This window comes from Streptomyces sp. NBC_00637 (assembly GCF_045161545.1).
Taxonomy (GTDB): Bacteria; Actinomycetota; Actinomycetes; order Streptomycetales; family Streptomycetaceae; genus Streptomyces.
This window is the reverse complement of the sequence record NZ_CP109046.1, coordinates 1590529-1609614: the sequence shown is the minus strand read 5'-3', so window position 1 is coordinate 1609614 and position 19086 is coordinate 1590529. Positions and strand designations below refer to the sequence as shown.

Here is a 19086-nt window from a genome sequence, read left to right as displayed (position 1 = left end):
AGTTGATATTCGGCCATCGCGGCGCGTCCATGTTCGTTTTTTCAACAGGAGTGGACAAGATCTGACGCACCCTCCGTCCGTGCGAAGCCGCACGGGTCGCCCCGAGGAAGGTCGTGGTCATGTCGCACCCGCATGTGTCGTCCATGGACCGGCCGGACCGTCCCCAGTGGACGGATCCGGACCACCCCCCGCGGACGGTCGTCAGCCGTCGTCGTCTGCTCGAAGGGTCGGCCGCCGTTCTCGGCGCGCTCGCCCTGTCCGCTCCGTCCGCCGCCCACCGGGCCGTCGCGGCGGACGGCACCCCGGAGTGGAACGGCGCCATCGACGTCTTCCGGCTCGGTACCGAAGCCCCGCACACCACCCTCATGCCGTACGCGGACCTCGCCCAGGCGCTCGCCGCCGACCGCACCCGCTCGCCCTACCGGCTGAGCCTCGACGGCACCTGGAGGTTCGCCCACGCCGACCGTCCCGAGGACCGGGACCCCGACTTCCACCGCCCCGATGTCGACGACAGCGGCTGGGACACCATCCCGGTGCCCGCGGCCTGGCAGTTGCACGGATACGACCGCCCGATCTACGTCAACATCACCTACCCGTGGTGGGGCGCCAACGGGCTGGGGGAGGAGGCGCAGCCGCCCGCCGCCCCCACCCGCTACAACCCCGTGGGCCAGTACCGTCGCACCTTCACGGTCCCGCGCGGCTGGGCGGGGCGGCGCACGTTCCTCCACTTCGAAGGGGTCAAGTCCGCCCACTACGTGTGGATCAACGGCGAGTTGGTCGGTTACCACGAGGATTCCTACGACCCCGCCGAGTACGACATCACCCCGCACCTCAAGCCGGGGACCAACCGGATCGCGGTGGAGGTCTACCGCTACTCGGACGGCGACTGGCTGGAGGACCAGGACATGATCCGGCTGAGCGGCATCTTCCGCTCGGTCTACCTGTACTCCACACCGGCCGTCCATCTGCGTGACTTCAGACTGGACACCCCGCTGAGCGACGATCACGGGACGGCCGAGCTGTCGGTCACCGCGAACGTGCGGGACTACGGCGGACAGGGCGGCGGCCGCTACTCCGTCGAGACCCAGTTGTACGACGCGGGCGGGCACCCGGTGTGGCCGCGGCCCCTGCAACAGGCCGTCGTGCTCGGCTCGGGGGAGGAGACGGCCGTACAGGCCGCGAAGGCCGTGCCCGCGCCACGCCTGTGGTCGGCGGAACATCCGTACCTCTACACCGCCGTGCTCCGCCTGCGCGACCCGTCGGGAAAGGTGATCGAAACCCTTTCCCACCGCGTGGGCCTGCGTGAGTTCGCGCTCAAGGACGGCCTGATGCGCATCAACGGCAAGCCGGTTTCCTTCCGGGGCACCAACCGGCACGAGATGCACCCGACCCGCGGCTCGGCCCTCACCCGGGCCGACCTCGTCGAGGACATCGGGATCATCAAGCGGCTGAACATCAACACCGTCCGCACCTCGCACTACCCCAACAACCCGCTCTGGCTCGAACTCGCCGACGAGTACGGCCTGTACCTCGTGGACGAGACCAACCTGGAGACCCACGGCATCCGGGGCGAGTACCCCGGCAACCACGCCGAGTGGACGACGGCGTGCCTGGCCCGTGCCCAGAACATGGTCCACCGCGACAAGAACCACGCCTCGGTCGTCATCTGGTCCCTCGGCAACGAGGCGGGCGGCGGCACCACGTTCAACGCCATGCACGACTGGATCCGCTCCTACGACGCCACCCGCGTCATCCAGTACGAGGGCGACGACCGCCCCGGGATCAGCGACATCCGCTCCGAGATGTACGACACCCCCGCCCGCGTCGAGGCGCGGGCCGAGGACACGAGCGACACCCGGCCGTACGTGATGATCGAGTACTCCCACGCGATGGGGAACTCCAGCGGAAACCTCAAGAAGTACTGGGATCTGATCCGTCGTCACGAGGTGCTCCAGGGCGGCTGGATCTGGGACTTCGTCGACCAGGCCCTCGACTGGCCCACCCCCGTGCGCAAGCTGTTCACCGAGACCGGGCCCGCCGCGCTCAAGGGCGAACTCATCGCCTCCAGCGGCACCTTCACCCGCGCCGAGGGCATCTCGGGCGGAACCGTCTTCGCCCGCGACGCTTCGCTCGACCTCACCGCCTCCCTCACGCTGGAAGCCTGGATCACCCCGCGCGTAACCGGTTACCACCAGCCGATCATCGCCAAGGGCGACACCCAGTACGCCCTGAAGCAGACGAACAGGACCCTCGAGTTCTTCATCTACGGCAGCGGCCAGTGGATCACGGCGAGTTGGGCGGTGCCGGCCGACTGGACCGGCTCCGAGCACCATGTCGCGGGCGTCTTCGACGCGGCGACCGGCACCCTGACCCTGCATGTCGACGGAGTGGTCCGGGCCACCCGCACCACCACGGTGCGCCCCGCGATCAACACCGCGCCCCTGTCCCTGGCCACCGACGTCGACAACCCGACCCGGGAGTTCAGCGGCACCGTCCGCCGGGCCCGGGTGTACGCCCGGGCGCTCGCCGCCGCCGAACTGGCCGCCACCGGCCGCGGTCCCGGTGACGACGGCGTACGTTTCTGGTTCGACGCCGCCACCGTCGGCCTCACCGAGAAACGCCCCCGCGAGAAGTCCTTCCGCGCCTACGGCGGCGACTGGGGCGACAACCCCAACGACGGCGCCTTCTCCGGCGACGGCATCGTCACCGCCGATCGCGGGGCCACCGGCAAGTCCGCCGAGGTCAAGCGGATCTACCAGTCGGTGCACGCCGCACCGGCGTCAGGCGAGCTGCTCGCCCCGGGCGCGGCGGTCACCCTCACCAACGAGTACCTCTTCACCAACCTTCGTGAGTTCGACGGGCGTTGGGAACTCGCGCGGGACGGGGAAGTGGTCCGGCGCGGGAAGCTGAGCCGCGACCGACTCGGCGTGGCCGCACAGTCGAGCAAGGACATCACCGTGCCCTTCGAACTGCCGGACCACCCGGCGCCGGGCGCCGAGTACTTCCTCCGGTTGTCGTTCACCACCCGGGAGACGACGAAGTGGGCGAAGGCCGGCTTCGAGGTGGCCGCACAGCAACTCGCCGTCGCGGCCGGGAGCCCCGCCGTCACGCCCGTGCCCCTGGCCGGCGTCCCGGCGCTCCGACACCGGGACAGCGCCGGGTCGGTCACCGTCGAGGGCGGGAACTTCTCGGTCACCGTCGACAAGGCGACCGGCGTCATCACCTCCTACGAGGCCCACGGCGCCCGGCTGATCTCCTCGGGGCCGGCCCCCAACTTCTGGCGTGCCCCCACCGACAACGACCGGGGAAACGGACAGCACACCCGCAACCAGACGTGGCGCGACGCCGGCGCGCGTCGCAAGGTGACCGACGTGAGCGTGCGGGCCCTGCGCGACCGGGCCGTGGAGATCAAGGTCGCCGGCACGCTGCCCACCACGACGCAATCGACGTACACCACCACCTATACCGTTTTCGGAAACGGTGAGATCAAGGTCGACAACACGCTGCACCCGGGCGCCGCTTCCCTGCCGTACATCCCGGAGATCGGCACGCTGCTGTTCCTGCCCGCCCGCCTGGAGAAACTGCACTACTACGGCCGGGGTCCCGAGGAGAACCACTGGGACCGCAACGACGCCACCGACGTGGGCCGTTACTCGGGAACCGTCACCGGGCAGTGGACCTCCTACCTGCGGCCCCAGGAGAACGGCAACAAGACCGACGTCCGCTGGGTCGCCCTCACCGACGGCGACGGCGCCGGCCTGCTGGTCTCCGGCGAGCCGCTGCTGGAGTTCAACGCCTCGCACTTCACGCCCGAGGACCTGTCCGTCGGAGCCCGTCACGACTACCAGCTGACCCCTCGCAAGGAGGTCGTACTGCGCCTGAACCACCGGCAGATGGGCGTCGGCGGTGACAACAGCTGGGGCGCGCACACGCACGACGAGTACAAGCTGTTCGCCGACCGCGACTACGCGTTCACCTACCGGCTCCGGCCGTTGACCGACGTCGACAAGGCGACGGCCGCCTCGCGGCGGCCGACGGCAACCTCCGAGTAACCGTTTCCACGGTTTCCACCGCTTCCCCCGCTGTCTGCGGTACGGGCACGGGTACGGCCGAAGACGCCGTACCGCGTGTCCGTACCGCGTGCCCGTACCGCCGGCGCGCTTCGGGCGCCTCAGCCGGAACGCGGCGGGGCCTCGCCGGCCGAGGCCGGTGCGGCGAGGCCTTCCCGCAGCCACCGGTCGTCCTCGAACTCCGGCGGCACCTCGTCCTGCCCGGGGTCGATCCCCAGCGCATCGAGCGCGTCGAACCACCGGTCCCGCTGCGACCGAGGCAGACGTGCCCCGCACCAGGGACAGAAGGCGATCTCCCGGGAGGCCGAGCCTCCGTCGTGGACGATCAGTCCGTACTCCCGGAACCTCGGTTCGAACCGCACCAGCGCGTCCGGGCAGGCGAAGACGTCGGGGTGCTCCCGGCACCGCCAGCCGGCCTGGCGGGTCATCTCGTCGCAGCAGTGATCGATCACTCACACATTCTCCCCGCCGGCGCGCGAGAATCGGATCGGCAGCACGCATCACCCGTATCGCACTCCACGGAAAAGGAAACGAATCCATGACCGAGCAGGACGAACGCTTCGACGTCGTGGTCCTAGGCGCCGGTCCGGGCGGCTACGTCGCCGCGGTCCGTGCCGCCCAGCTGGGCAAGCGCGTCGCCGTCGTCGAGGAGAAGTACTGGGGCGGCGTCTGCCTCAACGTGGGCTGCATCCCCACCAAGGCCCTCCTGCGCAACGCCGAACTCGCCCACATCTTCACCCGCGAGGCGAAGACCTTCGGCATCAAGGTCGACGGCGAGGTCTCCTTCGACTACGGAGAGGCCTACCGGCGCAGCCGCAAGGTCGCCGACGGCCGGGTCAAGGGCGTCCACTACCTGATGAAGAAGAACAAGATCGCCGAGTTCGACGGCCGCGGCGCCTTCGTCGACGACCACACCCTCCGGGTGACCGGTTACGACGGGGAGACCCGCACCCTCGGTTTCGACCACTGCGTCATCGCCACCGGCGCCACCCCCAAACTGCTCCCCGGCACCCGCCGGACCGCCCGCGTGGTGACCTACGAGGAGCAGATCCTCGCCGACGACCTTCCGCAGTCGATCGTCATCGCGGGCGCCGGCGCCATCGGCATCGAGTTCGCGTACGTCCTGCACAACTACGGTGTGAAGGTCACGATCGTCGAGTTCCTGGACCGCGTCGCTCCCCTGGAGGACGCCGAGATCTCCGCCGAACTGGCCAAGCAGTACCGCAAGTTGGGCATCGACGTGCTCACCTCCACCCGGGTGGAGTCCATCGACGAGTCCGGTCCGCGGGTCCGCGTCACGGTCACCGGCAAGGACGGGGCCCAGCAGGTCCTGGAGTCCGACAAGGTGCTCCAGGCGATCGGCTTCGCCCCGAACGTCACCGGCTACGGCCTGGAGAACACCGGGGTGAAGGTCACCGAGCGCGGCGCGATCGACGTCGACGGCCGTTGCCGCACCTCCGTTCCGCACATCTACGCCATCGGAGACGTCACCGCGAAACTGATGCTCGCGCACGCCGCCGAGGCCATGGGCGTCATCGCCGCCGAGACCCTCGCCGACGCGGAGACGATGGAGCTGGACTACGCCATGATCCCGCGTGCCACCTACTGCCAGCCCCAGGTCGCCAGCTTCGGCTACACCGAGGCCCAGGCGCGGGAAAAGGGTTACGACGTCAAGGTGGCGAAGTTCCCGTTCACCGCGAACGGCAAGTCGCACGGCCTCGGCGACACCACCGGTTTCGTGAAGCTGATCAGCGACGCACGGTACGGCGAACTCATCGGCGGCCATCTGATCGGCCCCGATGTCACCGAACTGCTCCCCGAGCTGACGCTCGCCCAGCAGTGGGACCTCACCGTCCACGAGGTCGCCCGCAACGTGCACGCCCACCCGACGCTGGGCGAGGCCGTCAAGGAAGCCGTCCACGGCCTGGCCGGGCACATGATCAACATGTAGCCCGGCTCCGCACGCCGCACGCGCGGGGCCGTTCACCCGAACGGCCCCGGCTCGCTCGCCGTCGTCGCCCGGCCGGGATGTGCTGGACCCCACCGGACCGACCCCGGGCCGGACCCGACGGCGAGGGAGTCCGCCATGCCGGAAAGCGGTGTTCCCGCCGACGCGGAACTGCAGGCTCTCCGGGCCCGCATCGCCGCCCTGGAGGCCGAGCGGTCCCGTCGCCCCACACACCACCGGGTCCGCTCGATCGTCGCGGTCGTCCTCATCGTCCTCGGCTGTGTCCTGGCCCCGCTGGGCCTGGTGGCGGCCTGGACCTCCAGCATCGTGGGCGACACCGACCGCTACGTCGACACCGTGCGCCCGCTGGCCGCCGACAAGGACATCCAGAACGCGGCCGCCAACCGCGTCACGAACGCGCTGATGGAGCGGATCGACCTCACCGCCCTCCTCCAGGACGCCGCCCCGGCCCAGCGGCCGCTGCTGGAGAAGGCCCTCGGCAGGCTCGGTCCCTCGCTGGAAGACGCCGTCCGCAGCTTCGTGCACGACAAGGCGCAGGCGGTCATGGCCTCCGACGCCTTCCAGAAGATCTGGAACGACGCCAACCGCAGGATCCACAGCTCCGTCGAGAAGGCCCTCACGGGCAGCGGCGGCGGCGCGGTGAAGATCGAGAACGACACGGTGACCCTCGACCTCGCCCCGGTCGTCGACCAGGTCAAGCAACGCCTCGTCGACTCCGGAATGACGGTCGCGGGGAAGATCCCCCAGATCCACACCGACTTCACGGTCGTCGAGTCCGAGGACATCGGCAAGGTCAAGACCTACTTCCGGGTGCTGCAACTGGTCGGCTTCTGGCTGCCCGTCGTCGCGGTCCTGCTGGTGGCGGCCGGGGTCCTGCTCTCGACCCACCGCCGCCGCGTCCTGATCGTGGCCGCCCTCTGCTTCGCCTTCGCCACGCTCCTCCTGGGCGTCGCGCTGACCGTCTTCCGGGTCGTCTACCTCGACGCCCTCCCGGCAGGCGTCTCCCAGCCGGCCGCCGGGTCCGTGTACGACACGCTCACCCGTTTCCTGCGCACCTCCGTACGGTCGGTGGTCGCGCTCGGTGTGGTGATCGCCATCGCCGCCTGGCTCACCGGGCCCGGCCGCCATGCCGCCCTGGTGCGGCGGCTGTGGCACTCGGGTATCGGCGCCGTGCGCGCGACCGCCGATCACGCCGGGATGCGCACCGGCCCTGTCGGACCCTTCGTCGACCGCTACCGCACCTGGATCACCTGGATCCTGGCGGCGGGCGCCGTCCTGGCCTTCGTCCTGTGGCCGTATCCGACCGGCTGGGTCGTGGTCGGCCTCGCCCTCGCCCTGCTCTTCGCGCTGGGGATCGTCGACTTCCTCGCGACCCGGCCCGGCCGAAAGGACAGCCCCGCATGAGCTCGCACTCGCCGACCGGAGAGCCGCACGGTGACATAGGCACCGCCTGGTCCACGCCGCCCGGCGGCCCGTCCGGGCCCGCCGCCCACGACAGCCGGGCCGGCGGCGTCGTCTTCGCCGGCGTCCTGCTGCTGTGCAGCGGGGTGCTCGCCGTTCTCCAGGGCATCGCGGCCATCGCCGAGGACGACGTCTACGCCCGCGTCGGCTCGTACTCCTACGAACTCGATCTCACCGGCTGGGGCTGGATCCACCTCGTCCTCGGCGTGGTCGCGGCGGCGACCGGCGCGGCTCTGCTCAGGGGCATGGCCTGGGCGCGCTTCGCGGGCATCTTCCTCGCCGCGCTCAGCCTGGTCGCCCAGTTCCTGTTCCTGCCGTACGAGCCGCTGTGGTCGATCGTCGTGATGGCGATCGACGTGTTCGTGATCTGGGCGTTGGTGACCTGGCAGGAGAGGACGGGCTGAGCTCCTGAGGTCCTGAGCTCCTGGGGTCCAGAGGGGCTGGGGGCCCGAGGGTCCTGAGGCCTGCGGCACGGCGGACCGGACCCGGTACCCTCCGGGGGAGCGGGGGCTGCGGGCGGTGCAGGCCGCGCGAGGTCGATGTCGGATTCTCGCCAGCACCGGACCGCCGACCGGTCGATGCTGGACGTATGCAGAACGGGATGTACACCGATCGCGAGCGCTGTGTGCGCGCCGTGCGGTCCAAGGACGCGCGGTTCGACGGCTGGTTCTTCACGGCGGTCCTGACGACAGGCATCTACTGCCGGCCCAGCTGCCCCGTCGTGCCGCCCAAGCCGCAGAACATGGTCTTCCACCCGAGTGCCGCCGCCTGCCAGCAAGCCGGTTTCCGCGCCTGCAAGCGCTGCCGGCCCGACACCACGCCGGGCTCACCGGAGTGGAACCAGCGCGCCGATCTGGTCGCCCGCGCCATGCGGCTGATCGCCGACGGTGTCGTGGACCGTGAAGGCGTGCCCGGACTCGCGGCCCGCCTCGGCTACAGCACCCGCCAGGTCGAACGCCAACTCCTCGCCGAACTCGGCGCGGGCCCGCTGGCGTTGGCCCGGGCGCAGCGTGCCCAGACCGCTCGGCTGCTCATCGAGACCACCGAACTCCCCATGGCGCAGGCGGCGTTCGCGTCCGGCTTCGCCTCCATCCGTACCTTCAACGACACCGTGCGTGAGGTCTTCGCGCTCTCGCCGAGTGAACTGCGCGCCCGGGTCCCGCGCAAGGACCATCCGGTCCGCCCGACCACGCCCGGCACACTGGCCCTGCGCCTCCCTTTCCGTGCCCCGCTCAACCCCGAGAACCTCTTCGGACACCTCGCCGCGACCGGCGTACCGGGTGTCGAGGAGTGGCGGGACGGCGCGTTCCGGCGCACGCTCCGGCTGCCGTACGGGCACGGCGTCGTGGCGCTCACCCCCCGGCCCGACCACATCGGCTGCCGCCTCACCCTCAGCGACCTGCGCGACCTCACGGTGGCGATCAGCCGCTGCCGGCGCATGCTCGACCTGGACGCCGACCCGGTCGCCATCGACGACCAGCTGCGCACGGATCCGCTCCTCGCGCCCCTGGTGGACAAGGCCCCCGGCCGTCGGGTGCCCCGTACGGTCGACGAGGCGGAGTTCGCCGTACGCGCCGTGCTGGGGCAGCAGGTCTCCACGGCGGCGGCCCGCACCCACGCGGCTCGGCTGGTCACCGCGCACGGCGAACCGGTCGACGACCCGGAGGGCGGCCTCACCCACCTCTTCCCGACCGCCGAGGCGCTCGCCGCCGTCGACCCCGAGACGCTCGCCATGCCCCGCACCCGCCGCACCACCCTCACCACACTCGTCGGACAACTCGCCGACGGCACACTGCGCCTGGGCGTGGAGAGCGACTGGCCGAAGGCACGCGCCCTGCTGCTCGCGCTGCCCGGCTTCGGGCCCTGGACGGTCGACGTCATCGCGATGCGCGCCCTCGGCGACCCGGATGCCTTCCTCCCCACCGACCTCGGCATCCGGCGCGCCGCCAAGGAGCTGGGCCTGCCCTCCACCCCCGCGGCGCTCACCGCCCGCGCGGCGGGCTGGCGCCCCTGGCGGGCGTACGCCGTCCAGTACCTCTGGGCGACCGACAGCCATCCGATCAACTTCCTTCCCGTCTGAGGAATCCCCGTGAAACAGCACACGATCACCGACAGCCCGTACGGCCCTCTCACCCTCGTCGCCGACGACGGCGTCCTGTGCGGCCTCTACATGGTCGGACAGCGTCACCGCCCACCCGAGGAGAACTTCGGCCCCCGCGACGCCACCGTGTTCCGCGCCGTGGAGGAACAGCTGGAAGCCTATTTCGGCGGCGGGTTGCAGGACTTCAGCCTCCCGCTCCACCTGGACGGAACCCCGTTCCAGCGCTCCGTCTGGGACGAGCTGCGGAAGATCCCGTACGGCGAGACCCGTACCTACGGCGCTCTCGCCGAAGCCCTCGGCAAGCCGACCGCCTCCCGGGCGGTGGGCCTCGCCAACGGCAGGAACCCCATCGGCATCATCGTGCCCTGCCACCGCGTGATCGGGGCCGGCGGCGGCCTCACCGGCTACGGCGGCGGCCTGGAACGCAAGCGGCGCCTGCTGGACTTCGAGGGCGGCACCGCCCCCGATGACACGACGCTCTTCCCGCTCGGGGCGTAAGAAGGCGTGACCCGCCCGGACCGGCAACGGCGAGGGCGGGCCACATCCGCAACGGCGAGGGCGGGCCCACCGCCCCGACGGAGGGTGTCAGAGCTCCGTCTTGGCCAGCTCCCGCAACAGCTTCGGCAGCGCCGTCCCGATCGGCTCCCGGACGACCTCGTCGGCGATCTCGTCGTACGGCGTCGGCTCGGCGTTGACGATGACGAGCCGGGCCCCGTGGTCGGCGGCGACACCGGCCAGCCCGGCGGCGGGCTGGACCCGGAGGCTCGTGCCGACGGCGACGAAGACCTGGCAGGCCTTGGTGATCGCGACGGCCTCACCGAGCACCACCGGGTCGAGCCGCTCGCCGAACATCACCGTGGCCGACTTCAGGATCCCGCCGCACGTCAGGCACGCCGGGTCCTCCTCACCGGCGTCGACCCGCGCGAGCGCGTCCTCCATCGGCCCCCTGGCGTGGCACCGCGTGCACACCACACCGCGTACGGTGCCGTGCAGTTCGAGCACCTTGCGCACCGGCAGGCCGGCGCGCTGATGCAGCCCGTCCACGTTCTGCGTGATCACCCGCACCGGCACCCCGGACCGCTCCAGCTCGACCACGGCCCGGTGCGCCGCGTTCGGCTCGGCCGTCAGGGCCCGATGCCGCCGCCGCATCCGCCACGACCGTCGCCGGATCTCCGGATCTCCCATGTAGTACTCGTACGTCACGAGCTTCTCGGCCTCGGGATCCTCGCGCCACACACCGTTCGGACCGCGGTAGTCGGGGATGCCGGAGTCCGTGGAGACACCGGCCCCGCTGAGGATGGCGACAAGAGGCTTGCTCATGCGTTCGAGCGTAGGCCGGGGGCCCGGCAGCCGCGAGCCTATATCGCGGTGCCCCGGCCGGTGTTACCGTCCGGCATGGCCAAGATTGCTGTCTCGCTCGACGCCGAACTCGTCGTCGAGGTCATGGTGCTCACCGGTGTGGGCAGCCCCCAGGACGCCGTCGAACTGGTCGTGCGCGACTACATCGAGCGCGGCCATCGCACGGAGGCCAGGACCGCCGTCCGGGACGAGGCCCTGCGCGAGGTCGACGCCAAGCCGCGCGACGTCGACGGCTGAGAGCGCCGGACCGGCGGGCTGGGTGAGCCGGGGTCATCGGGCTGGGTGAGCCGGAGTCAGCGGACTGGGCGGCCGTTCTCCAGTTCCGCCGTCGTCGAGCCGTCCGCGAGCGCGTCCAGGGCGGCCAGGACCCGGTGCCCCAATGCGCCCAGCAGATAGGTGTGCAGCTCCTCGCGCGGGACCAGCCGCCAGGACAGCAACTCCGTCTCCTGGAGCCGGATCGCCTCGAAGTCGTCCGCGTCGAGCACGCCGCCGTCGTACACGTACGCCGCCAGCGGCGGCCGGTCCGGGCCGAGCACCCAGTCCACCGCGAGCAGCCGGCCGAGCGCGCGGTCGAGTCCGATCTCCTCGAGCGTCTCGCGGCGCGCGGCCTGCCGGGGGGTCTCGCCGGTGTCGGACTCGATCGTGCCGCCGGGCAGCACCCAGCCCGCCCGGTAGTTGGGCTCGACGAGCAGGACCCGCCCCTCGGCGTCACGGAAGATCGTGGCGGCGCCGGCCAGGACGCGGGGCAGGGAGGCGATGTACGACGCGTAGTCGGGCGTGCCGGAGATGCTCATCCGGAAAGCGTAAGGGGGCCCGGCCGCGGCGCGCAGGACCGGCCGCGTGGCGGCTCAGTCCGGCGCCGGGTGGTCCCGCACCCCGACCAGTCGCACCGTGCGCCGTGCCAGTTCGCTGACGCGGGCGCCGTCGAAGCCGAACACCGCGCTGCGCACGGTGTCCTCCAGCGGCTCGGTCCACTGCGGCGGGATCGCCGAGGCGCCGGTCAGGACACCGGCCACCGAGCCGGCCGTCGCGCCGTTGGAGTCGGTGTCCAGACCGCCGCGCACGGTCAGCGTGACGGTGCGGGTGAAGTCGCCGTCGCCGTACAGCAGTCCGGCGGTGAGGACGGCGGCGTTCGGGATCGTGTGGATCCAGCCCAGGCCCGCCGTCTCCCCGGTCACCGTGGCGAGGGTGTCCTCCCAGGTCATGCGGGTGTCGTGGAGGGAGGCGACCCGGCGCACGGTCCGGGCGAGGCGGCTGCTCGCCGGGACGACGGCCAGCGCCTCGTCCAGGGCGTGGCGCACCGTCGGCGCGGTGAACGCCGCCGAGATCAGCGCCGCCGCGAACATCGCGCCGTACACGCCGTTGCCGGTGTGCGAGAGCACCGCGTCCCGGCGGGCCAGGGAGGCGGCGCGGCGGGGGAGGCCCGGGCAGGTCCAGCCGTAGATGTCGGCGCGGATCAGGGCGCCGATCCACTCCTGGTACGGGTTGTCGTACGTCGCCGTCAGCGGCGGCTTCAGCCCGGCCGTGAGGTTGCGGTAGGCGGCCCGCTCGGCGGTGAACGTTTGGAGGTACGGCAGCCGCAGCAGCCACAGGTCGCCGACCTGCTCGGTGCTGAAGCCGAAGCCGTGGGTCTCCAGCAGGTCGAGACCGAGGATCGCGTAGTCGACGTCGTCGTCGCGGCAGCTGCCGTGGATACGGCCGCGCACACACGCCCGCCACTCCGGACGCAGCCGCAGGCCGTCCTCCTCGGTGGGCGGCTCGGGCAGATAGTCGGTGAGCGGCAGGGCGGCGGCCCGCCGCAGATAGCGGTCGATGCGCTCGCGCGTCCACAGATCGCCCTGCTCGACCGGCTTGCCGAGCATGTTGCCCGCGATCCGGCCCAGCCAGCCCCCGAGGATGCGGTCGGCGAGCTCCGGCTCGCCGATGACAGGGCTCATGCGTCCGGTCTACCCGATCCGGGGGACACCCGCGAGGGTTGCGGCGGGCCCACAGGCGCCCCTCAGGGTTGTTCCAGGGTCCGGGCACCGCATGACGGCGGGGGCGCCTTCCGGTTAAGGTCGCAGCGGCGCGACTGGCCCTGACGTGCGCGGGGCCCGGAGAGCAAGGGGATGGCAAGGTGACGGACGCTCCAGCGCGGGGCACCCGACGGGTGCTCGTGGCCGCGGACAAGTTCAAGGGCTCACTGACGGCCGTGGAGGTCGCCGAGCGGGTGACGGCCGGGCTGCGCCGGGCCGTGGCGGACATCGAGGTGGAGGCCCTGCCCGTCGCCGACGGCGGTGACGGGACGGTCGCCGCGGCGGTCGCGGCCGGCTTCGAACGCCGGGAGGTGCGGGTCGCCGGGCCTCTCGGGCAGGAGGTGACCGCCGCGTTCGCGGTACGCGGCGACACGGCGGTCGTGGAGATGGCGGAGGCGAGCGGCCTCCAGCGGCTCCCGGCCGGCGTCTTCGCGCCCCTCACGGCGTCGACCTACGGCTCGGGCGAACTGCTGCGGGCCGCACTGGACGCGGGGGTACGGACGATCGTCTTCGGGGTCGGCGGCAGCGCCACCACGGACGGCGGAGCGGGCATGCTGTCCGCGCTCGGCGCACGGTTCCTCGACGAGGACGGCGAACCCGTGGCCCCGGGCGGCGGCGGCCTCCTGGAGCTGGCCCGCGTCGACCTGTCGGAGCTGGATCCCCGGCTGACCGGCGTGGAACTGGTCCTGGCGAGCGACGTCGACAACCCGCTGACCGGTCCCAAGGGCGCGCCGGCGGTGTACGGCCCGCAGAAGGGCGCCTCGCCGGACGACGTGGCGACGCTGGACGCGGCGCTCGCGCACTACGCGAAGGTGCTGGAGACGGAACTCGGGTCGAAGGCGGCGGAGTACGCCGCCGCGCCGGGTGCGGGCGCCGCGGGCGGCATCGGCTACGGGGCGCTGCTCATCGGCGCCCGGTTCCGCGCCGGCATCGAGGTCATGCTCGACGTACTGGGCTTCGCGTCGGCGCTCGAACGGGCCGAGCTGGTGATCACCGGTGAGGGCTCGCTGGACGAGCAGACCCTGCACGGCAAGGCCCCCGCGGGTGTCGCCGCGGCCGCCCGGGCGGCCGGCAAGGAGGTCGTCGCCGTCTGCGGCCGCCTCGCCCTGCCACCGGCGGCGCTGGGCGGGGCCGGCATCCGCCGCGCGTATCCGCTGACGGATGCCGAACCGGACATCGCCAAGTGCATCTCCGACGCCGGACCGATCCTGGAGCGGGTCGCGGAACGGATCGGCCGCGACTTCCTGGGCTGAGGGCGGACGGCGCTGTGGGCTACGACAGGGGGATCAGATCACCGTCGGTCTCCCTGAAGTAGCTGCCGTCGGTCCGGCCCTCCACCCTGCCGTTCTTGAACCACTGCTTCGAGAAGTGGTGGACGGTCTTCGCGGTGGTCTCCCAGACCAGGGAGTGGCCCGCCCCGGCCAGGCAGAACATCAGTGTCTTCGGTCCCTTCACGGCGTCGTAGAGGGCCGGCACGGAGAAGCGCAGGATGTCCGGGAACGTCGCGGGACTGTTCGCCGTCCGGTCCTGATCCCCGTACACGATGAGCAGGGGGACCCGGTTGCCGAGCACCCGCGTGCCGGCCGGGTTCTCGTACGGCGCGGTCTGGCTGTTCCAGCCCCACGAATAGGTGTTCCGGTAGCGCAGGACTCCCTCGTACACGCCCGGCGCTTCTTCGGGGCCCCACTTGCCGCCCACGGGGTCGTCCTGCACGCAGGCGTCCCACGCGCGCTCGTCGATACCGGGCTCCCACAGCGCGGGGGTGCTCGTCAGCGACGCCTTGAACCCGGTCTTGCCGGCGACGTGCATCGGGAAGCCGAACAGATTGGCCGGCTTGGACACGGGCAGCGTCGACACACCGGGCGGGCGTCCGAAGGGATCGGCGGGCTTTTCCGACCACCGCCCCTTCGGCGGGAACACCGGGGCGAGGAGGAACATGCTCTCGACGTCCTCGGGATGCCGGAGCGTATAGGGGCCCATGACGAGCGCGGCCGCGGACCAGCCGACGAAACGAATCGGTTTGTCCAGGCCGGGCAGCCCCCTGATGTACTTGACGACGGCACCGAGCTCCGCCGCCTCGCTCTCCGTGTTGCCCAGTTCGTGGGCGTAAGGGGGCGGGGGCGGGCAGGGTTCGGAGAGCGGGTTGGGGACGAGAACCGCTTGTTGCTGGGTCGGGTTGGCGTTGCACGCCTCGTCCATCACCTTCGGGTGGGGGGACCGGCCGGACCCCTGGAGATCCATGATGAAGACGTCGTAACCGTCCGACGCGAGTTCCTGGGCCCAGCTGTACCGGGTGGCGTGCCCGTCGGGCACCGGCGCCAGATCGAACCCGGCCAGTGCCGGGACGCTTCTGCCGTGCAGCATGAGAACCGGCTTGTGCGGATTGTTGCCGTGGGTGCCGTCGTACTCCCGGACGGGGAGCTGCACCGAGTCTCCGTAGTTCGCGGGGATCTTCGAGGTGTGCGCTACCAGATGTTCTTTGAGGACGAGTGAGGGCATGACCATCTCCCGAAGGGTGCAAAGGGGGTGATTCTCATACAATCCCCCCTCCCTCTACGCTCCTCTTCTTCCTCACGCTCTGCAACCGCTCGATGATCGCCGGTAGTTGACGGTGCAAGGGCACACGACGGACGCCCTTGAACGCGAAACGGGTGCGGCCCGGACCTTCGAGGTCCGGGCCGCACCCGTCAAGCGAGGGAGCGAAGGTCAGGGCAGCTGGGCCGCCCGCGCCTCGCGGCGGTTGCCGCGGAAGTTGTTCACCCGGCGGGCCGTGGCGAACAGCGGGATGACCGCGCCCATGACCAGCTGCAGCGCGCAGCCGGTCTGGAGCAGGAGCTGACCGCTCGGGGCGTCGAACGCCCAGGCCGCGAGCAGACCCATCGACAGCACGATCCAGGCGAGCATCGCGCCGGCGAGGCGGCCCCGCGGCTTCGGGTACTCGACCCGGCTCACCATCAGCCAGGCGGTGCCCAGGATGGCCATCAGGGTCGCCACGAACGGCAGCTCGAGGAGCACGATCGAGACGACCGTCAGCGCGCCGAACGGCGACGGCATGCCCTGGAAGGTGCCGTCCTTGACGGTGACGCACGAGAATCTCGCGAGCCTCAGCACCACCGCGAGCAGCACCACGATGCCACCGACCGCCGCCACCCGCTGGTGGGCGTCGTCGGCGACCATGCCGTAGACCAGGACGAAGTACGCCGGGGCCAGACCGAAGCTGATCAGGTCCGAGAGGTTGTCCAGTTCCGCGCCCATGGGGGAGGAGCGCAGCTTGCGTGCGACCAGGCCGTCGAACAGGTCGAAGACCGCCGCGCACAGCATCAGGATGACCGCCGTGGCCGCGCTGTGGCGGGCCATGCCGGATTCCTGGCTGCCGGTGAGGTGCGGGATCAGGATGCCGGTGGTGGTGAAGTACACCGCCATGAAGCCGCACGTTGCGTTGCCGAGGGTGAGCGTGTCCGCTATCGACAGGCGGAGAGAGAGGGGCATCTCCTCGTCGTCGTCCACGTCGTCGGCCTCGGGCACCCAGCCCGCCTGGGTCTCCGGGTCAATCACGGTCAATGCGAGTCACCCCTGCCACCGTCTTCTGCCCCACCTCGACCGCGACGTCCACGCCCTCGGGGAGGTAGATGTCGACACGCGAACCGAAGCGGATCAGGCCGATCCGCTCGCCCTGCTCGACCTTCGTGCCCTCGGGGAGGTAGGGGACGATGCGGCGGGCGACGGCGCCGGCGATCTGGATCATCTCGATGTCACCGAGTTCGGTGTCGAAGTGCCAGACGACCCGCTCGTTGTTCTCGCTCTCCTTGTTGAAAGCCGGTACGAACCCGCCGGGGATGTGCTCGACCGACGTCACGGTGCCGGCCAGCGGCGCGCGGTTGACGTGGACGTTGAGCGGGCTCATGAAGATCGCGACGCGGGTGCGCCCGTCCTTCCACGGCATGATGCTCTGCACCACGCCGTCGGCGGGGGAGATGACCCGGCCCGAGGCGATCTCGCGCTCGGGGTCGCGGAAGAACCACAGCATGCCCGCCGCGAGAGCGGTGGCGGGCACGGCGACGGCCTTGGCGGCACCCGAGCGGCGGGCGCGCAGCAGGCTGACGGCTGCGGTGGCGACGGTCGGCAGAAGCCACGGCGATGCTCCGCGCGCGAGGCGTGCGCCTACCAGGCTGTCGCGGTGTGCAGAGGTTTGGCTGTGGGGCATGGATGACCTTCGTAGCGGATGATGCCGCGCTTCGACGGGGGGACGGCGGCTTTCCGCGATCGTAGCGGTTCGGGGCCACAACTGGGTAAGCAAGGAAGCCGAGTCGACGGCAGAGGGAAGTTGACGGGGTGTGATCTTCTTCTCGAAGAAAACACCCCCAACCCGGACAATCAGCCCTGGAACCGATACTCCTCGAGCAACCTGCGCCCGATGATCATTTTCTGGATTTCCGCGGTGCCTTCGCCGATCAGCAGCATCGGCGCCTCACGGTAGAGGCGCTCGATCTCGTACTCCTTGGAGAAGCCGTACCCTCCGTGGATCCGGAAGGCATCCTCCACGACCTCCTTGCAGTACTCGGAGGCGAGGTACTTCGCCATCCCTGCCTCGAGGTCGTTTCGTTCCCCGGAGTCCTTTTTGCGTGCGGCGTTCACCATCATGGCATGCGCGGCCTCGACCTTGGTAGCCATCTCGGCGAGCTTGAACTGGATCGCCTGGTGCTGGGCGATCGGCTTGCCGAAGGTGTGCCGCTGCTGGGCGTACGACACGCCCAGTTCGAAGGCACGCTGTGCGACGCCGCAGCCACGCGCCGCGACATTCACGCGACCCACCTCGACGCCGTCCATCATTTGGTAAAAACCTCGGCCGGTGGCCCCGCCGAGCACGCTGTCGGCGGGAAGGCGCAGGCCATCCATGATCAGCTCGGTGGTGTCCACCCCCTTGTAGCCCATCTTGTCGATCTTGCCCGGGATGGTCAGGCCGGGGCGGACCTCACCGAAGCCGGGCTCCTTCTCGATCAGGAAGGTCGTCATCGACTTGTGGGGGGCGGTGCCCTCGGGGTGTCCTTCGTCACTTCGGACCAGAACGGCCACCAGCGACGACGTCCCGCCGTTCGTCAGCCACATCTTCTGGCCGTTCAGGACGTACTCGTCGCCGTCCTTCACCGCCTTCGACGAGATCGCGGACACGTCCGAGCCGAGAGCCGGCTCCGACATGGAGAAGGCGCCGCGGATGTCGCCGGCCGCCATCCTCGGCAGATAGTGGTCCTTCTGCTCCTGCGTGCCGTGCTGCTTGAGCATGTACGCCACGATGAAGTGCGTGTTGATGATGCCGGAGACCGACATCCAGCCGCGGGCGATCTCCTCGACGCACAGCGCGTACGTCAGGAGCGACTCGCCCAGACCGCCGTACTCCTCGGGGATCATCAGGCCGAACAGGCCCAACTCCTTGAGGCCGTCGACGATCGCTTGCGGGTACTCGTCGCGGTGCTCCAGCCCGGTCGCGACCGGGATGATCTCCTTGTCCACGAAGTCGCGGACGGTGGAGAGGATCTCCTGCTGGATGTCGGTCAGACCGGCGGTCTGGGCGAGGCGCGCCATGGCTACTTCTCCGTCTTTTCCGAAGGGTCGTTCAGCTCCGGGCGGCCCGGCTGCTCGCCGCCGCGCTCCTTGATGTACGTCTCGGTCGGCACCATCACCTTGCGGCGGAAGACGCAGACCATCGTGCCGTCCTGCTTGTAGCCCTTGGTCTCGACGTAGACGATGCCGCGGTCGTTCTTCGACTTCGACGGCCACTTGTCGAGCACGGTCGTCTGGCCGTAGATCGTGTCGCCGTGGAAGGTCGGCGCCACGTGCTTGAGCGACTCGATCTCCAGGTTGGCGATCGCCTTGCCGGAGACGTCCGGCACGGACATGCCGAGCAGCAGCGAGTAGATGTAGTTGCCCACGACGACGTTCTTGCCGAAGTCGGTCGTGTGCTCCGCGTAGTTGGCGTCCATGTGGAGCGGGTGGTGGTTCATGGTGAGGAGACAGAACAGGTGGTCGTCGTACTCCGTGACCGTCTTTCCCGGCCAGTGCTTGTACGTCGCCCCGACCTCGAACTCCTCGTAGGTGCGTCCGAACTGCATCGCG

At 70.6% G+C, this 19086-nt stretch carries 17 protein-coding genes; 8 read left to right on the top strand and 9 right to left on the bottom strand.

Going from position 1 to position 19086, the window contains the following annotated elements; all coding sequences use genetic code 11:
- Positions 1-119: 119 nt before the first annotated feature.
- A complete protein-coding gene (locus OG440_RS06985) occupies positions 120-4052 on the top strand; it encodes a glycoside hydrolase family 2 TIM barrel-domain containing protein (protein WP_406005950.1) in 3933 nt (1310 codons plus the stop codon).
- A 119-nt stretch (positions 4053-4171) separates the two neighbouring features.
- Here the strand turns inward: OG440_RS06985 and OG440_RS06980 are convergent, their stop codons facing one another.
- Positions 4172-4522, bottom strand: a complete 351-nt coding sequence (locus tag OG440_RS06980) for a DUF6980 family protein (protein ID WP_406005949.1) — start codon at positions 4520-4522, stop codon at positions 4172-4174.
- A gap of 86 nt (positions 4523-4608) precedes the next feature.
- Between OG440_RS06980 and lpdA the strand changes: the two genes are divergently transcribed.
- From lpdA to OG440_RS06955, 5 genes are all read left to right on the top strand, one after another.
- On the top strand, positions 4609-6021 hold the full coding sequence (gene lpdA / locus OG440_RS06975; protein ID WP_406005948.1) for a dihydrolipoyl dehydrogenase: 1413 nt from the start codon (positions 4609-4611) through the stop codon (positions 6019-6021).
- Between the two features lie 135 nt (positions 6022-6156).
- A complete protein-coding gene (locus OG440_RS06970; protein WP_406005947.1) occupies positions 6157-7443 on the top strand; it encodes a hypothetical protein in 1287 nt (428 codons plus the stop codon).
- Positions 7440-7904, top strand: a complete 465-nt coding sequence (locus OG440_RS06965) for a hypothetical protein (protein ID WP_406005946.1) — start codon at positions 7440-7442, stop codon at positions 7902-7904. The genes OG440_RS06970 and OG440_RS06965 overlap by 4 nt, the downstream gene beginning before the upstream one ends.
- A gap of 185 nt (positions 7905-8089) precedes the next feature.
- Entirely contained in the window at positions 8090-9580 is a 1491-nt protein-coding gene (locus OG440_RS06960; protein WP_406005945.1) for an AlkA N-terminal domain-containing protein, read from the top strand.
- Positions 9581-9589: 9 nt separating this feature from the next.
- Positions 9590-10099 (top strand): methylated-DNA--[protein]-cysteine S-methyltransferase, encoded by a 510-nt coding sequence (locus OG440_RS06955; RefSeq protein WP_406005944.1) that lies wholly within the window; start codon positions 9590-9592, stop codon positions 10097-10099.
- 87 nt (positions 10100-10186) lie between these two features.
- Here the strand turns inward: OG440_RS06955 and OG440_RS06950 are convergent, their stop codons facing one another.
- On the bottom strand, positions 10187-10921 hold the full coding sequence (locus tag OG440_RS06950; RefSeq protein WP_406005943.1) for an SIR2 family NAD-dependent protein deacylase: 735 nt from the start codon (positions 10919-10921) through the stop codon (positions 10187-10189).
- A 75-nt stretch (positions 10922-10996) separates the two neighbouring features.
- On the opposite strand from OG440_RS06950, the gene OG440_RS06945 reads away from it, so the two are divergent.
- Complete coding sequence (locus tag OG440_RS06945) at positions 10997-11197, top strand: DUF2191 domain-containing protein (protein WP_406005942.1); 201 nt, start codon at positions 10997-10999, stop codon at positions 11195-11197.
- A gap of 56 nt (positions 11198-11253) precedes the next feature.
- Here OG440_RS06945 and OG440_RS06940 read toward each other — a convergent pair whose 3' ends face one another.
- Both OG440_RS06940 and OG440_RS06935 read right to left on the bottom strand, forming a co-directional pair.
- Positions 11254-11754: an NUDIX domain-containing protein gene (locus OG440_RS06940; protein WP_406005941.1), complete on the bottom strand. Its 501-nt coding sequence runs from the start codon at positions 11752-11754 to the stop codon at positions 11254-11256.
- Positions 11755-11808: 54 nt separating this feature from the next.
- Positions 11809-12897, bottom strand: a complete 1089-nt coding sequence (locus OG440_RS06935; protein WP_406005940.1) for an ADP-ribosylglycohydrolase family protein — start codon at positions 12895-12897, stop codon at positions 11809-11811.
- 212 nt (positions 12898-13109) lie between these two features.
- On the opposite strand from OG440_RS06935, the gene OG440_RS06930 reads away from it, so the two are divergent.
- A complete protein-coding gene (locus OG440_RS06930; protein ID WP_406011281.1) occupies positions 13110-14228 on the top strand; it encodes a glycerate kinase in 1119 nt (372 codons plus the stop codon).
- A gap of 19 nt (positions 14229-14247) precedes the next feature.
- Here the strand turns inward: OG440_RS06930 and OG440_RS06925 are convergent, their stop codons facing one another.
- The 5 genes from OG440_RS06925 to OG440_RS06905 all read right to left on the bottom strand — a co-directional run bounded on the left by OG440_RS06925 (position 14248) and on the right by OG440_RS06905 (position 19082).
- A complete protein-coding gene (locus OG440_RS06925) occupies positions 14248-15474 on the bottom strand; it encodes an alpha/beta hydrolase (protein WP_406005939.1) in 1227 nt (408 codons plus the stop codon).
- 207 nt (positions 15475-15681) lie between these two features.
- The gene (gene pssA / locus OG440_RS06920; RefSeq protein ID WP_406011280.1) at positions 15682-16500 is read right to left on the bottom strand and encodes a CDP-diacylglycerol--serine O-phosphatidyltransferase; all 819 of its coding nucleotides are present in this window, start codon (positions 16498-16500) and stop codon (positions 15682-15684) included.
- Positions 16501-16522: 22 nt separating this feature from the next.
- A complete protein-coding gene (locus OG440_RS06915) occupies positions 16523-17179 on the bottom strand; it encodes a phosphatidylserine decarboxylase (protein ID WP_062643930.1) in 657 nt (218 codons plus the stop codon).
- A 170-nt stretch (positions 17180-17349) separates the two neighbouring features.
- Positions 17350-18555: an acyl-CoA dehydrogenase family protein gene (locus tag OG440_RS06910; RefSeq protein WP_406005938.1), complete on the bottom strand. Its 1206-nt coding sequence runs from the start codon at positions 18553-18555 to the stop codon at positions 17350-17352.
- Between the two features lie 2 nt (positions 18556-18557).
- Positions 18558-19082, bottom strand: coding sequence for a MaoC family dehydratase (locus OG440_RS06905; protein ID WP_406005937.1), 525 nt, complete (start codon positions 19080-19082; stop codon positions 18558-18560).
- Positions 19083-19086: the final 4 nt, after the last annotated feature.

Bases quoted from the DNA above. Each gene is read 5' to 3' on its own strand.
- OG440_RS06985 (WP_406005950.1), top strand. From the start codon at position 120: ATGTCGCACCCGCATGTGTCGTCCATGGACCGGCCGGACCGTCCCCAG.
- lpdA (WP_406005948.1), top strand. From the start codon at position 4,609: ATGACCGAGCAGGACGAACGCTTCGACGTCGTGGTCCTAGGCGCCGGT.
- OG440_RS06970 (WP_406005947.1), top strand. From the start codon at position 6,157: ATGCCGGAAAGCGGTGTTCCCGCCGACGCGGAACTGCAGGCTCTCCGG.
- OG440_RS06965 (WP_406005946.1), top strand. From the start codon at position 7,440: ATGAGCTCGCACTCGCCGACCGGAGAGCCGCACGGTGACATAGGCACC.
- OG440_RS06960 (WP_406005945.1), top strand. From the start codon at position 8,090: ATGCAGAACGGGATGTACACCGATCGCGAGCGCTGTGTGCGCGCCGTG.
- OG440_RS06950 (WP_406005943.1), bottom strand. From the start codon at position 10,921: ATGAGCAAGCCTCTTGTCGCCATCCTCAGCGGGGCCGGTGTCTCCACG.
- OG440_RS06945 (WP_406005942.1), top strand. From the start codon at position 10,997: ATGGCCAAGATTGCTGTCTCGCTCGACGCCGAACTCGTCGTCGAGGTC.
- OG440_RS06940 (WP_406005941.1), bottom strand. From the start codon at position 11,754: ATGAGCATCTCCGGCACGCCCGACTACGCGTCGTACATCGCCTCCCTG.
- OG440_RS06935 (WP_406005940.1), bottom strand. From the start codon at position 12,897: ATGAGCCCTGTCATCGGCGAGCCGGAGCTCGCCGACCGCATCCTCGGG.
- OG440_RS06925 (WP_406005939.1), bottom strand. From the start codon at position 15,474: ATGCCCTCACTCGTCCTCAAAGAACATCTGGTAGCGCACACCTCGAAG.
- OG440_RS06915 (WP_062643930.1), bottom strand. From the start codon at position 17,179: ATGCCCCACAGCCAAACCTCTGCACACCGCGACAGCCTGGTAGGCGCA.
- OG440_RS06910 (WP_406005938.1), bottom strand. From the start codon at position 18,555: ATGGCGCGCCTCGCCCAGACCGCCGGTCTGACCGACATCCAGCAGGAG.
- OG440_RS06905 (WP_406005937.1), bottom strand. From the start codon at position 19,082: ATGCAGTTCGGACGCACCTACGAGGAGTTCGAGGTCGGGGCGACGTAC.